Annotated in this window: 17 protein-coding genes; all 17 read left to right on the forward strand. The window is 58.4% G+C overall.

Annotated features, from left to right (window positions below; genetic code table 11):
• Positions 1–13: 13 nt before the first annotated feature.
• The 17 genes from ACKXF9_RS14000 to ACKXF9_RS14080 all read left to right on the forward strand — a co-directional run bounded on the left by ACKXF9_RS14000 (position 14) and on the right by ACKXF9_RS14080 (position 12,392).
• Positions 14–532 (forward strand): hypothetical protein, encoded by a 519-nt coding sequence (locus ACKXF9_RS14000; RefSeq protein WP_117505024.1) that lies wholly within the window; start codon positions 14–16, stop codon positions 530–532.
• Entirely contained in the window at positions 529–1,926 is a 1,398-nt protein-coding gene (locus ACKXF9_RS14005; RefSeq protein ID WP_238077784.1) for a terminase B, read from the forward strand. The genes ACKXF9_RS14000 and ACKXF9_RS14005 overlap by 4 nt, the downstream gene beginning before the upstream one ends.
• Positions 1,923–3,626: a phage portal protein gene (locus tag ACKXF9_RS14010; protein WP_243114924.1), complete on the forward strand. Its 1,704-nt coding sequence runs from the start codon at positions 1,923–1,925 to the stop codon at positions 3,624–3,626. Before ACKXF9_RS14005 ends, ACKXF9_RS14010 begins: the two co-directional genes overlap by 4 nt.
• On the forward strand, positions 3,623–4,603 hold the full coding sequence (locus tag ACKXF9_RS14015; protein WP_129872767.1) for a phage minor head protein: 981 nt from the start codon (positions 3,623–3,625) through the stop codon (positions 4,601–4,603). The genes ACKXF9_RS14010 and ACKXF9_RS14015 overlap by 4 nt, the downstream gene beginning before the upstream one ends.
• Positions 4,600–4,836 carry a hypothetical protein gene (locus ACKXF9_RS14020; protein WP_129872768.1) on the forward strand — a complete coding sequence of 79 codons (237 nt, stop codon included), beginning with the start codon at positions 4,600–4,602 and terminating at the stop codon, positions 4,834–4,836. Before ACKXF9_RS14015 ends, ACKXF9_RS14020 begins: the two co-directional genes overlap by 4 nt.
• Positions 4,820–5,131 carry a hypothetical protein gene (locus ACKXF9_RS14025; RefSeq protein WP_129872769.1) on the forward strand — a complete coding sequence of 104 codons (312 nt, stop codon included), beginning with the start codon at positions 4,820–4,822 and terminating at the stop codon, positions 5,129–5,131. The genes ACKXF9_RS14020 and ACKXF9_RS14025 overlap by 17 nt, the downstream gene beginning before the upstream one ends.
• A gap of 26 nt (positions 5,132–5,157) precedes the next feature.
• Complete coding sequence (locus tag ACKXF9_RS14030) at positions 5,158–6,480, forward strand: XkdF-like putative serine protease domain-containing protein (protein WP_249235659.1); 1,323 nt, start codon at positions 5,158–5,160, stop codon at positions 6,478–6,480.
• 15 nt (positions 6,481–6,495) lie between these two features.
• Positions 6,496–7,572 carry a hypothetical protein gene (locus ACKXF9_RS14035; protein ID WP_117535131.1) on the forward strand — a complete coding sequence of 359 codons (1,077 nt, stop codon included), beginning with the start codon at positions 6,496–6,498 and terminating at the stop codon, positions 7,570–7,572.
• A gap of 16 nt (positions 7,573–7,588) precedes the next feature.
• Positions 7,589–8,041, forward strand: a complete 453-nt coding sequence (locus ACKXF9_RS14040; RefSeq protein ID WP_238077777.1) for an SAP domain-containing protein — start codon at positions 7,589–7,591, stop codon at positions 8,039–8,041.
• Complete coding sequence (locus ACKXF9_RS14045) at positions 8,041–8,436, forward strand: head-tail connector protein (protein ID WP_156070595.1); 396 nt, start codon at positions 8,041–8,043, stop codon at positions 8,434–8,436. The genes ACKXF9_RS14040 and ACKXF9_RS14045 overlap by 1 nt, the downstream gene beginning before the upstream one ends.
• 4 nt (positions 8,437–8,440) lie before the next feature.
• Positions 8,441–8,806: a DUF3599 family protein gene (locus tag ACKXF9_RS14050; protein WP_129872772.1), complete on the forward strand. Its 366-nt coding sequence runs from the start codon at positions 8,441–8,443 to the stop codon at positions 8,804–8,806.
• On the forward strand, positions 8,806–9,339 hold the full coding sequence (locus tag ACKXF9_RS14055; protein ID WP_129872773.1) for an HK97 gp10 family phage protein: 534 nt from the start codon (positions 8,806–8,808) through the stop codon (positions 9,337–9,339). The genes ACKXF9_RS14050 and ACKXF9_RS14055 overlap by 1 nt, the downstream gene beginning before the upstream one ends.
• 10 nt (positions 9,340–9,349) lie before the next feature.
• Positions 9,350–9,820, forward strand: a complete 471-nt coding sequence (locus ACKXF9_RS14060; protein ID WP_129872774.1) for a hypothetical protein — start codon at positions 9,350–9,352, stop codon at positions 9,818–9,820.
• An 11-nt stretch (positions 9,821–9,831) separates the two neighbouring features.
• Positions 9,832–10,029, forward strand: a complete 198-nt coding sequence (locus tag ACKXF9_RS14065; protein WP_129872775.1) for a hypothetical protein — start codon at positions 9,832–9,834, stop codon at positions 10,027–10,029.
• Positions 10,029–11,369, forward strand: coding sequence for a phage tail sheath family protein (locus tag ACKXF9_RS14070; RefSeq protein WP_418266560.1), 1,341 nt, complete (start codon positions 10,029–10,031; stop codon positions 11,367–11,369). The genes ACKXF9_RS14065 and ACKXF9_RS14070 overlap by 1 nt, the downstream gene beginning before the upstream one ends.
• Positions 11,370–11,387: 18 nt before the next feature.
• A complete protein-coding gene (locus ACKXF9_RS14075; protein ID WP_129872777.1) occupies positions 11,388–11,819 on the forward strand; it encodes a phage tail tube protein in 432 nt (143 codons plus the stop codon).
• An 84-nt stretch (positions 11,820–11,903) separates the two neighbouring features.
• Entirely contained in the window at positions 11,904–12,392 is a 489-nt protein-coding gene (locus ACKXF9_RS14080) for a phage tail assembly chaperone (protein WP_129872778.1), read from the forward strand.
• Positions 12,393–12,567: the final 175 nt, after the last annotated feature.

Genomic DNA, 12,567 nt, shown 5'->3' on the forward strand with positions numbered 1-12,567 from the left:
GGAGAGGAGGACAATGCCGAATAGGACCAAAGACGACCTTTGGGAGCGTCAACCGGGCGAAAGCGCGCAGGCCTACGAGGCATTTGCCATCTACCGAGACATGGGCTCAAACAGGAGCCTACGGGTCGTTGCCGAACAGTTATCCAAGAGTGACACGCTTATCAAGCGTTGGAGCCGCGAGAAAAAGTGGGGAGAACGCTGCCGAGCGTATGACAACCATTTGGATGACGTAGCCCGACAAGAGGCACTCCGAAAGTACAAAAAAATGAGGACCCGCCACATCGGCATCGCCTTGCAGCTCCAAGAGAAAGCCCTCGCGGAGCTCAAGAATCTGCCGGACGGGTCGATGACGCCAAAGGACATTATCCAGTTCCTCGACAAGGCCACAGAGCTTGAGCGGGATAACCGGATGGAGGAGGCAGGCGTCACGGCCGGAGGCAAGACGGCGGAGGAGCAGGAGGAAACCACGCTTTCCCTCGCCGATGAAATCGCGGCCGCATACGAGAACCGGAAACGAGGAGAACAGACATGATGACCCAAGAGGCTATCCTGTACTACGCAGACCACCCGGCTGATTTTGTCGAGGACCTGCTCCACGTTACGCCGGACAAGAACCAGCGCGCCATATTGGATTCTGTGGCAAAGAACCAGATGACGAGCGTCCGCAGCGGCCACGGCATCGGCAAGAGCGCGGTCGAGGCGTGGACCGTTATTTGGTTTATGTCAACCCGGCCATTCCCCAAAATCCCTTGCACAGCCCCGACGCAGCATCAGCTATTCGATATTCTGTGGGCGGAAATAAGCAAGTGGCTGCGCAACAATAAAGCCCTCGAGCGGGAGCTGATGTGGACAAAGGAAAAGGTCTACATGAAGCAGTACCCCGAGGAGTGGTTCGCTGTGGCCCGAACGGCCAGCAAGCCGGACGCCCTGCAGGGATTCCACGCTGACGACATCCTCTACATCATCGACGAGGCCAGCGGCGTGGACGACAAGGTGTTCGAGCCGGTGCTGGGCGCACTTTCGACGCCCGGAGCGCGGCTGCTCATGTGCGGAAACCCGACACAGTTGTCGGGCTTTTTTTATGACAGCCACCATAAGAACAGAGGCAGCTACACCACATTCCATGTTGACGGCCGGAACAGCAGCCGCGTCTCGGACGACTTCGTCAAAACCATCATCCAGATGTACGGCGAGGATTCGGACGTTTTCCGTGTTCGTGTCGCCGGAGAGTTCCCCCGGCAGGAGAACGATGTTTTCATCCCTCTGCCGCTCGTCGAAAAATCCATTATGACCGAATGGACGGAACCGACAAAGCCCGCCCACATCGACATCGGCTGCGACGTTGCCCGCTACGGCGACGACCGCACCGTCATCGGTTACAAGGTGGACGAAAAGGCCATGTTCTACAAGCGAAAGAGTGGGCAGGACCTTATGCAGACGGCCGACGACATCATGGAGCTCGGCCTAAAGCTCATGGAAAAGTACCGGTTCGACAAGGCTATCCCCATCAAGATAGACGACAGCGGCCTCGGCGGCGGCGTCACGGACCGTCTGCGGCGCGTAAAGCGCGAGCAGCCGGAGCGGTTCTGGTGGATGGATATTATCCCCGTTTACTTCGGCCAGCGCATACACCATGACTTTTACTACGATAGCACCACCTACATGATGAGCGTCGTAAAGAATCTACTTGCACCGCAGACGCCGGAGGGCGCACAGAAGCCCGTCCAGCTCATTCTCCCGAACGATAACGACCTCGTCGGCCAGCTTTCCACACGAAAGTATTCCATGACCGACGACGCCAAAATCCGCGTGGAGAGCAAGGACGCCATGAAAAAGCGCGGGATGCACTCGCCCGACGAGGCCGACTGCATCCTCCTGTTGTGCCTGCCGGTCAAACCCAAGAGGAGAGGAGACGTTAAGAAGTGAGCGACAAGAAGCAGCCCGCCCAGCAGCGGGTAAACGTCCGCATCGTTAAAGCGGACGACCCGGAGCAGCGCGGCGGGATGAAGCCCATCGCCAAAGCAGACGGCTCCCTGCAAATCTCGCCGGAGGAGGCGTGCACGGCAGGTATTTGGACAAAGCCGCCGTTCGACCTCCGAGGGCTTTCCAAGATGGTGGACGAAAGCACCATACTCCCGCAGTGCATCCGGGCCTACAAGTCAAACATCGCCGGATTTGGCATCGACATCCGGTACAAAGACGACTTTGCGGACGCGGACGAAACCCCGGAGATGAAAGCGGAATGGGACCGGGCGGCGGAGGTCGTCGAGATGCTCAACATGGAGCAGGAGAGCAATGAGCTCTTTGAGGACATCGTGGAGGCCCGGGAAACCTACGGCTGCGCATACGCAGAGGTCATCCGGGATATGGACGGGAACGTCATACAGCTCGAGTTCATCGAGGACACCCCCAGCGTGGAAAAGAGCCGGAGGCTGGACCCGCGCGTCGAGGTGACGTATTTCCACCGGGACCACACCGAGAACCGCATGAGGAAGTTCCGCAAGTATAAGCAGACCGTCAACGGCAAGACGGTCTACTACAAGGAGTTCGGAGACCCGCGAATCATGGACCCGACGAGCGGAGAGTACGTCACCGAGCTCGAGTTCAAGAGCCGCGCCAACGAAATAATCGAGTTCGCCATCGGTACCGCAACATACGGCAAGGTCCGGTGGGTTGGTTCCATCCTTACCGTAGATGGGGCCCGGAGAGCGGAGAGCCTCAACAATAACTATTTCCTGAACGGCCGACACACCCCGTTGCTGATTATGGTGAAAGGCGGCAGCCTGACGGACGATAGTTTCGCCAAGCTCAAGGAGTACATGAACGGAATCCGAGGCGAGGCGGGCCAGCACAGTTTTATGGTTCTGGAAACGGAGGCGGCAGACAACCGCACCGGATTCAACGCCGAGAACCGGCCGGAGGTCGAGGTCAAGGACCTTGCAGCTATCCTGCAAAAGGACGAGCTTTTCCAAGACTACCTCGAAAACAACCGGCGGAAGGTGCAGAGCGCGTTCCAGCTCCCGGACCTGTACACCGGATACACGACGGACTTCAACCGCGCCACCGCGCAGACCGCCATGGAAGTGACCGAGAAACAGGTATTCCAGCCGGAGCGGCGGCGTCTGGCGTGGGCCATCAACAACAGGCTGCTCAACTGCTATCAGTTCAAGTACGTCGAGGTGTTCTTCCGCGCGCCGGACGTTTCCAACCCGGACGACCTGTACAAGCTGCTGACCGTCTGCAACAACGCTGGCGGCCTCACCCCGAACAAGGCAAAGAGCGTCCTGTACAAGGCCCTCGGCGAGACCTCGGAGGACTTCCCCGAGGAGTGGGGCGACATTCCGCTGGCGTTTACCAACGCACAGCAGCGGGCCGCAGCCATCACCGTGGCTGGAAACGGCCCCAGCGTGGCGCAGAATGGCGGTTCTGACGCTGGCAAGAAAAACACACAACCGGAGACAAAGCCCGCACAGAACGCCAAGCAGGGCGGGCCTAGCGTAGAGGAACAGCTCGACGGCCAGATTCAGAAAGCGGCAGCCGCTAATGAGACGGAGCTCGTCGCCGTGATGAAAGAGGTCCGCCGCCTGCTGGCTGACATGAAACAGGAGGAGGGCGACGCGGAGTGAAGTGCTTACGCTGCGGACCCCTAATCAAGGCCATCGACGCATACCTCGCCAAAGCAGAAAACGACCTGTACGAGCAGCTCACGATGGAGGGATACCTCAAGGCAAAAGAGAGCCTGAACACCGTGGACGAAATCGAGGAGGTCGTGACGAAGCTTCTCGAGGACAACGCCGACGACCTGCTCAAGGAGCTGGCGGACGCCATCGACCTTGAAACTTTCTTCAAGGACAACTGGCCGAAGTTCAAGAACAAGAGCAAGCTGGCGCAGGACCTTTTCGACGTTTTCCATACTCAGTTTTCCACCATCATGCCGACGTATGTTGAGGCTTACGTCCAGAAAACGGATGCAGAACTCACCGTTACGAAGCTCACCAAACGGACAACCGATTGGATAAGCTCGTGGAGCAGCGACCTCGCCGACATTATGAAGCTGGACACCGAGACCGAAATCGAGGCAGTCCTGAAAAAGGGCCTGAACGACGGCAAGGGTATCAACGACGTCGCAAACCTCATTGCAGACAGCGGCATCCGCTCCCCGGGCTACCGCGCGCGGCGCGTGGCCCTGACGGAGGTACTCCGGGCGCACGGCTATGCGCAGCTCGAAAGCTACATCCAGAGCCCGGCCGTCGAGGAGAAGATGTGGAAACACACCGGAGCATACCGGAACGACCCGAGACAGAACCATGTGGATATGGACGGCGTCCGCGTCCCGAAAGGGCAGCCGTTCACCCTGATTGGAGCTGACGGAAATACCTACTACCCCATGACCCCACGAGACGTCTGCTTGCCGCCGAGAGAGAGCGTCAACTGCCATTGCCTTTTGCAGCCGGTAGTTAGTGAGGAGGTGCTCGGCCTCTCCCTTGAGGAGCGGCAGGCCCTCCAAGCGCAGGCCATCGCGGAGGACGACGGCGAGTGGGAGAAAGAGCTCGACGCGCAGAACAAGGCGCGCGCAGGCATCAACGAGGAGGACTACACATGAAAGTTACCATCGACGAAGCCCGAGTTGGAAAGCAGCCTATTCTCAAAATCGACGGCATCGAGCTGGCGAACATCGTAAACGGGTACACCCTGCACCATGACGCAGGACAGCCCGCAACGCTTGAATTACGGATTGCATTCGGAGCCGATTTATCCGAGATTGAGGCTCTGATTGAGAACCCCAACGTCAAAATCATTATGCCGGAGGAGGAGCCCCATGTGGAAAGCACTTGACCGCATCGTTTCGGCGATTATTCGCCGCCTTTTTAAGCCTAAGTACCATGTGGAGCGGGTCGAGAGATACCAGCTCCCCGGGAGGCTGCGCATCGTCAAGTGGTGCGCAGCACCGGCAGACGCACCGGAGGACGAGCTCCGGCGCATCTTCTCCATCGTAGACGAGCCCCAGTGCGATGATATGGTCGTTTGGTTCTATTCATCGCTTGAGGATATAGGCCGCAAGCCCTTTGACGTTGCGCTCCTTGAGCGCAGTGGCAAGGACGCATGGCCGACCATTAGACGCCCTACCTAGGGGCGTAGAGAGGAGGTGAGAAAACCATGAGCAAAATCGAGAAAGCATACGCCATCACAGATGCAAAGATTTCTTTTGTCAGCCTTGTAGACAAGGCGGCCAACAAGAAACAGTTCCTTATCACCAAGGCGGAGCACGGCTCCGCCTCTTTTGCTTCTTACGGCCGAATCGTCAACGCGGATGCTGATAGCCACTACATCACCGGCATTGTCTATGAGCCCCTCACAGAGGACGCCCACGGCAATTACATGACGGAGCAGGAAATCACCAAGGCCGCGTACTGGTTCGCCAAGAACGGCAATCAGGTGGATGTGCAGCACTCGTTCGAGCCGCTCGAAAAGGCGGCCGTCGTCGAGAGCTATGTCGCACCTTGCGATATGAGCGTCGGAGAGCAGGCCATCAAGAAAGGCACATGGATGATGACCGTCGAGGTGGACGACCCGGATATTTTCGAGAAAGTCCAGAAAGGCGAAATCACCGGCTTTTCCATGGGCGGCGTCGGCAAGTACAGCGACGAGGACGACCCGCTGCCCGATGACGGAGTGGCAAAGGCGGAGGAGCAGCCCGAAAAGGGTATGCGCGGCATCTTCAAGAAGATGGCCGCTGCCCTCGGCTTTGATGTTGTCGAGAAAGGCGAAGTTGCCGACAACTACACCAAGCGCATCCAGAGCGACAACTTCTGGACCGCGTTCTACGCACTCAACGACGTTCTGTACCGGTACAACTGGGTGAATGACCGTTGGGAGTTCGCGTCGGACGAGGAGACCATCCGCAACGCCCTGAACGACTTCAACAACATCGTCACCGAGCTGCTCACCAAAGGACAGCCCGTTGCGAAATCGCTCGAAAGCTGCGCCGTCATCAAGGCTGGCAAGGCCATGAGCAAAGCCAACCGCAGCACGTTGCAGTCCATCTACACAAACCTCGGGGAGTTCCTCGATAAATTCCCCGAAGAAGAACAGGAGGAAACCGAAGTGACCAAGAAAGAAATCGAAGATACCGTGGCGGCAGCCGTCGCCAAGGCACTGGAAACCCAGCAGAAGCCCGCGACTGACCCCGTCCAGAAAGCCGCAGAACCGGCAGCAGAGCCCGCAGGCCTGACCGTCGAGGCCGTCGGCAAGATGGTCGAGGAAGCCGTCGCAAAGGCTCTCGGCCAGCAGGAGGAGCCCGAAAAGACCCCGGAGCTGCTGACCGCCGAGAATGTTGCGGACGTCGTCGCAAAGGCCGTCGCAAAGGCTGTCGCACCCGTCCGCAAGGCCGCAGGCCTGCCGACCAACCTGAACGACGATGGCGACCCGGAGGACCCTGTCGAGAAGTCCGAGCCGCACTATCTCGCCGGTATCCTGTAAGGAGGAACAAGCACTATGACCATGAGAAGCAATAAGGCAATCGTGAACGCAGCAGGCCAGACCATCACCACCGCCGGTCTGGCCGCTGGCGGCGCACTGAACCCGGAGCAGGCGAAGAAGTTCATTCAGCAGACCTTTGAGGCCACTCCGCTGAGCGGCCTCGTCCGTCACGAGCTGCGCTCCGCAAAGACCGGCGAAATCGACAAGATTGGCGTCGGCCGCCGTCTGCTGCGCAAAAAGACCGAGAACACCGACGACGGCTACCGCTCCGGCGTGAAGCATGGCAAGCTGGAATACGCTTGCACCCCTGTCCGTCTGCCGTGGGAAATCACTGAGGAGACCCTGCGCGAAAACATCGAGGGCTCCAACTACGAGACCATCGTCACCAACCTGATGACCCGTCAGATTGGCTGCGACCGCGAGGACCTGTGCCTGAACGGCGACGAACGGTATGCCAAGGTCAAGGAGTTCAGCTCCTCTGAGACCTACGCTATTGGCGACCTCGTCGCATACAACAAGAAGGTCTACCAGTACACCGCGGCCCACACCGCAGGCGCATTCGACGCAGGCGAGGCCACCGAGCTGGGTACTGTCGATGACGCCGACTTCCTCAAGGTGAACGACGGCTGGGTCAAGCAGTTCAAGGAGGGCGGCCACGTTGTCGATGTGTCCGGCATCAACTCCGGTGCAATGGTTCTGGATGTGTTCTACAAGGGCCTGCGCGCAGTTCCCGACAAGTTCAACAACGGCTCTCTCCGCTGGCTGATGTCCCCCCACCGCCGTCAGGAGTGGGAGCGTTACATCCTGAATCAGGCGGTCACCGCAGGCGGCATCATCACCGACAAGCGCGTCGAGAATCCCGCCAGCGTTCCCGTCATCGAGGTCCCGGCCCTGCCCGACGACGTTATTATGCTGACCGACCCGAAGAATCTGGTCGTCGTCAACTCCTACGGCGTTGTCATCCGCAAGACCACCGAGGGCCCGGAGGCCATCTATCAGGACAAGCGTTTCTATGTCGTGCATTTCGACTTCGATACGCTGGTTGAGGAGCTGGACGCAACGGCCATTGTGACCGGTCTGGCATCTATCTAACAGGAGGCAGGACGCTATGCACCTCAGACTGATTAAAGGTCTGTCCTATGATGGCGTTGTGCGCGCCTCTGCGGCGCATCCTGACGTCTTTGTGGACGACCCCGAGAAATATACCGCGCTGCTGGAAAGCGGCTATTTCGAGGCTCTCCCTGACGCTTACACCGTCACCGGCCATCTGGACACCGGCTTTCTCGGCGAGATGGACGAGGAGCAGCTCGACAAGCTGGCTGACGATATGGGCGTCGATACCACCGGCAAGGACAAGGCGGAGGTCGTCGCGGCCGTCGCCGAGGAGCCCGTGGAAGTCCCTGACATTTCCAAGATGAAGCTCGACGAGCTCAAGGAATTTGCCGAGGACAACGGCATCGACCTGACCGGCTGCACCACTAAGGCCAGCATTTTGCAGAAGATTCGTGAGTATGAGGCGGATGCAGCCGCAGCGGCCGCCATCATCGCCCCGGAGGGCTGATGGCCGAACGGCCGTGGGTCACGCCGGAGGAACTCAAAGAGTACACAGAATTTGAGGAAGTAAAGAACCGCGCCGACAGCAAGCTCAAAATTGACATCTCCCGGGCGGAGAGCTGGGTCATCGACTACTGCAACAACAGATTCGACGACCCGGAGAAATACCCCGATATCCCGGAGAACGTCAAGACGGCGGTCCTCCTTATCGCGGAGGCATACGCCCACAATGCCGTTGAGCAGACCAAAGTCCGCCTCAAAAGCGAGACCTTTGACGACTACTCCTACACGGCAGAGAGCAGCATCATAGACGTCGGAAAACTGGGCGTGGAGAGCCTGCTGGACGATTACGTCGTCGTGCAGCCGCTCAACGGCGTCACGATGCGGTTAAGGAGCCTCTGAGCCAATGGCTATTGAGGACTTCTTTGACCATCGTTGCAGTATCTACCACACCCAGCAGGAGAGCACGAGCCCCGGCTACGGGCTCCCCGGCTCCCCCAAGTTCAAGTACCCCAAACAGCCGGACCTCGAGGAAGTCCCGTGCCATTTCGGAGTGCGTAGCGCGTCCATCCAAATCGCTCAGCAGCAACCGCAGAACGATATGGACAGCGACATAAAGCTCACGCTCCCGGCAGGAACGGACATCAGGCTCAACGACAAAATCGTCAGCAGCGAAACAGGGCTCGAATACACCGCAGGTCAACCGCGAAACATCCGAGGGCATCACATGACGGTAAAGATATACCGCACAGCCCAACAGAGGCCATTGTAATGGCGCAGGTGACATTCGACACAGTAGAGCTCGAAAACTTCGTGAAGCGGCTCGGAACGGCCGCGCAGGGCGATTTTAAGCGGGCACTGAACAAGTTTCTTGAAGGGCTCGGCATTGAGTTCCTACGCATTCTGCAAGATGAAATCGTTCGCCGGAACGTGCTGGACTATCGGCTGCTGCTCCACAGTTTCCAAAAAGGCGACGGGGAGAACGTCTGGACACTCGACGAGAACGGCCTGACCCTTGAGGTCGGCACGAACGTCGAGTACGCCAAGTTCGTAAATGACGGCCACTGGACCAACCCGAAAGGGATAGAGAGGCGATTCGTTCCCGGACACTGGGAAAAGGCGAACGGAAAGGACCACTTCATCTACACCCCGGGAGAAAAGACCGGGATGGTCCTAAAAATGAAATGGGTGGAGGGCTCCCACTACTGGGAAAGCTCCATCAGAATCCTAGAAAAGCTCTACCCGGAGCTGCTCGAAAAGAAGCTGCAGAGCTGGCTGGACGAGTATTTCAAGGATTTTTTGTGAGGTGAAACCTATGGCTGCCCTAGAGCAGGAAATCGCAAGCGTTATCCGCTTTATCCTCGATTCCTTACCCGGGATTACGCCCTATTACTGGGACATCCCGGAGGGATTCGTCGTACCCTCTGTTTTCTTTCCGCAGCCGGAGCTCACACCTCTCGGCGACACGTTCGCGTCCTATGCGGTGGAATATGACTGGTACATCAAGTTTTTCGCCAGCACGGACGAGGACGCCTACGCAAGCGCGGCAGCGGCCTTGAACGCCATTTGCGCAGCCCGCCTGCTTGTCCCGCTCATTGACGAGGCGGGAGCAGCGGTAGGAGGCGGAGTACGGCTCAAAGACCCCGGAGGCGTGAAACGGCTGGACACAGGCACAGCCCAGCTCACACTCCACTGGGACAGCCGCCGTCCGTACAACAGGGTGGATTGCCAGAAGGTGATGCACTACAACCTCGACCTCAAAGCGGCCGAGGAAAAAACTGAATAGGAGGTATCTGCATGGCAGAGAAGAACGCGAGCGCGGCACAGACCGCGCAGAAGTTCCCTATTGAGCGTCTGGCAAAGGCTTGCCGGACGCTTTTTCATGTTTCGGCCAGCACGTTCGCCGGTGCCACGGCGGGCATGACTGGTGAATACACCGTCGAGGAGATGCGGAAGCACATCGACGAGTGGCTCGGAAAGGAGGCCGTTGTTTAATGGCAGGCGGTAAATACGATAAGCTGGCGGGAAAGACCCGCCCGGGCACTTACATCAACTTCGAGAGCGACCGCAACGACACCGTCGGCAACTCTGAGCGCGGCATCGTGCTGCTGCCCCTGATTGGCTACGACTTTGGCCCCGCCAAGACGCCCATCACCCTGACGGCAGCGGCCCCGGATGCTTACAGTGTGGAGCTCGGCCGCAGCGTCTACGACGCGACCAACGATAAGATGCGCCTGATTCGTGAGGCATTCAAAAAGGCTTCCAAGGTCATCGTCTACATCACGGAGAGCGGCACAGCCGCAACCGGAACCGCTGCTCCGCTGACCGTAACGGCCAAGTACGGCGGCACTCGCGGCAACGATATTCACGTCTCTGTCGTCACAAACCCCGTCGGCGGCTTTGACGTCACCGTGTATTTGGATGCTGACGCCACCGCTGTGTACGAGGGCGTCAAGACCGTCGAGGAGCTTATTGCAGCCGCAGCAGACGACAAGCTGGTGAAGTTCACCGGTACGGGCGACCTGAAAGCGGCATCCGGCGTGAAGCTGGCAGGCGGCACGAACGTCACCAGCGCAAACGGTGACGTCACCGCGTTTGTGGACAAGATGGAGGGCATCAAGTTCAATACTCTGTGCTTCCCCGTTACCGATGCTACGTTGCAGACCGCAGCCATCACCAAAATCAAGTATATGCGCGAGAGCATGGGCAAGGGCATGAATGTGGTTCTGCCGGACGCAAAGAGCCCCGACCACGAGGGCGTCATCAATGTCACAAACTCTGTTGTTGTTGACGGCGTTGAGCTGACCCACGCGGAGGCCTGCGCATTCGTTGCGGGCATCACCGCATCCGCAAGCTGCATCAAGTCTAACACCTACGAGGTCTACAACGGCGCGACCGGCATCGTGGACCCCAAGGACAACGAAGCAGCCATTGCGGCCATCAAGAACGGCGAGATGTTCTTCTCCTACTCCGAGGCGGGCAACGTCATCATCGAGTACGACATCAATTCTCTGGTCTCTTTCAAGAAGCCCAAGGACAAGACGTACAGCAAGAACCGCGTTATCCGCACTCTGGACGCTATTCAGGAGGCCATCCAGAATAACTTCCCGCCCAACAAGTACGACAACAGCCCGACCGGCTACGCCGCTATGAAGGGCATCGGCCAGTCCATCCTCAAGCAGTACGAGGATATGGGGGCCATCAAGAACGTGGACTATGACGCGGACTTCAAAATCGACGAATCTTTGAGCAGCGGCGACGAGGTTTATTTCATCGTCGCAATCCAGCCTGTGGATTCTGCCGAGAAGCTGTTCTTCACCGTCAAGACCCGCTAAAGCAGCAGGAGGTAAGTTATGCAGTACAACAAAAACCCTATTAGCCTCCGCGAGGGCCATGCGCTTATCGACGGCGTCGAGGTCATGGACGGCGTGAAGATGACTATCAACTTCACCCCGGAGACGTGGACCGGCCGCCAGTTGAACGAAACCACTCCGTCTACCCGCTGGGTTGGCGCGACCATCACCGGCAGCATGACCCGTCGCCGGACCAACAACTGGCTCAAGACCAAAATCAAGGAGTATCAGGCAACCAAGGCGACGCCCGAGTTCGTGATTCAGGGCATCATGGACGACGCTAATTCTGACTACTATGCAGCCCACGGCTCCGATGTCGTGACCTGCGTCGGTTGCGTCCTGACTGGTGACCTTCCCCTGACCGCACTGGATGCAGAGAGCGGCAGCGTGGTCGATGACGTCATCAACTTCAACATCAAGAACATCATCTAACCTCCCGACATTTTGGTCGGGAGCATACAGGCGAAGCCTCTCCTAGGTGGAGGGGCTCCGATTTTTATTTTGGAGGAGACAGCTATGAGCAAGAACCTGAAATATTTTATGCGCGAGGCAGCAGAGGTGGAGAAGGTCGTCACCGTACCGGCCCCGGAGAGCTTTAAGGACGAGAACGGCAAGGTCATCCAGCTCGAGGTCAAGGTGCTTTCCTCTGAGCGTATCCGCGCCATCAATGAGGGGTACCACACCCACACTGTCGCGCTGGACAAGAAGGGCAATCCCTACATCAACGGCGGCAACGTGGTTTTCCGCGATGAGCGCGACAATGCAAAGGCCACCCGTCACATCCTCGTTGAGGCCCTGCAGTACCCCAAGCTGGACGACCCGGAGCTGATGAAGTACTACAACTGCGTGGACATCACCCAGATGCCGGAAAAGGTTTTCTCCCGCGCCGACGAGTTTGCTCATGTCACCCGCGTCGTCATGGCTCTGCTTGGCATCGGCGGTCAGCTCTCCGAGGAGGAGCAGAAGCAGGCCGATGAAAAGGAAATCGACGACGCAAAAAACTGATTCGCAGCGCGGGCAGCGAGACGTACTGGGCCCATGTACTTTGGCAGCGGCACGGTCTCCGACCGGAGGAGTTCGACCGAATGAGCCGGAGACAGAAGCTCTTTTACATCGCCTCCGAGGAGGAGGAAAGCGCGCGCCCGTGCAGAAGGGATACCATGAAGCTCTTCCCTATAAG

This window comes from Faecalibacterium sp. 9 (genome assembly GCF_048320955.1).
Classification (GTDB): Bacteria; Bacillota; Clostridia; order Oscillospirales; family Ruminococcaceae; genus Faecalibacterium; species Faecalibacterium wellingii.

What these genes read in the sequence shown, in the direction of transcription:
- ACKXF9_RS14035 (WP_117535131.1), top strand. Translation starts at nt 6,496, where the DNA reads ATGACCATGAGAAGCAATAAGGCAATCGTGAACGCAGCAGGCCAGACC.
- ACKXF9_RS14025 (WP_129872769.1), top strand. Translation starts at nt 4,820, where the DNA reads ATGTGGAAAGCACTTGACCGCATCGTTTCGGCGATTATTCGCCGCCTT.
- ACKXF9_RS14045 (WP_156070595.1), top strand. Translation starts at nt 8,041, where the DNA reads ATGGCCGAACGGCCGTGGGTCACGCCGGAGGAACTCAAAGAGTACACA.
- ACKXF9_RS14020 (WP_129872768.1), top strand. Translation starts at nt 4,600, where the DNA reads ATGAAAGTTACCATCGACGAAGCCCGAGTTGGAAAGCAGCCTATTCTC.
- ACKXF9_RS14055 (WP_129872773.1), top strand. Translation starts at nt 8,806, where the DNA reads ATGGCGCAGGTGACATTCGACACAGTAGAGCTCGAAAACTTCGTGAAG.
- ACKXF9_RS14075 (WP_129872777.1), top strand. Translation starts at nt 11,388, where the DNA reads ATGCAGTACAACAAAAACCCTATTAGCCTCCGCGAGGGCCATGCGCTT.
- ACKXF9_RS14030 (WP_249235659.1), top strand. Translation starts at nt 5,158, where the DNA reads ATGAGCAAAATCGAGAAAGCATACGCCATCACAGATGCAAAGATTTCT.
- ACKXF9_RS14050 (WP_129872772.1), top strand. Translation starts at nt 8,441, where the DNA reads ATGGCTATTGAGGACTTCTTTGACCATCGTTGCAGTATCTACCACACC.
- ACKXF9_RS14065 (WP_129872775.1), top strand. Translation starts at nt 9,832, where the DNA reads ATGGCAGAGAAGAACGCGAGCGCGGCACAGACCGCGCAGAAGTTCCCT.
- ACKXF9_RS14060 (WP_129872774.1), top strand. Translation starts at nt 9,350, where the DNA reads ATGGCTGCCCTAGAGCAGGAAATCGCAAGCGTTATCCGCTTTATCCTC.
- ACKXF9_RS14070 (WP_418266560.1), top strand. Translation starts at nt 10,029, where the DNA reads ATGGCAGGCGGTAAATACGATAAGCTGGCGGGAAAGACCCGCCCGGGC.
- ACKXF9_RS14000 (WP_117505024.1), top strand. Translation starts at nt 14, where the DNA reads ATGCCGAATAGGACCAAAGACGACCTTTGGGAGCGTCAACCGGGCGAA.
- ACKXF9_RS14040 (WP_238077777.1), top strand. Translation starts at nt 7,589, where the DNA reads ATGCACCTCAGACTGATTAAAGGTCTGTCCTATGATGGCGTTGTGCGC.
- ACKXF9_RS14080 (WP_129872778.1), top strand. Translation starts at nt 11,904, where the DNA reads ATGAGCAAGAACCTGAAATATTTTATGCGCGAGGCAGCAGAGGTGGAG.
- ACKXF9_RS14005 (WP_238077784.1), top strand. Translation starts at nt 529, where the DNA reads ATGATGACCCAAGAGGCTATCCTGTACTACGCAGACCACCCGGCTGAT.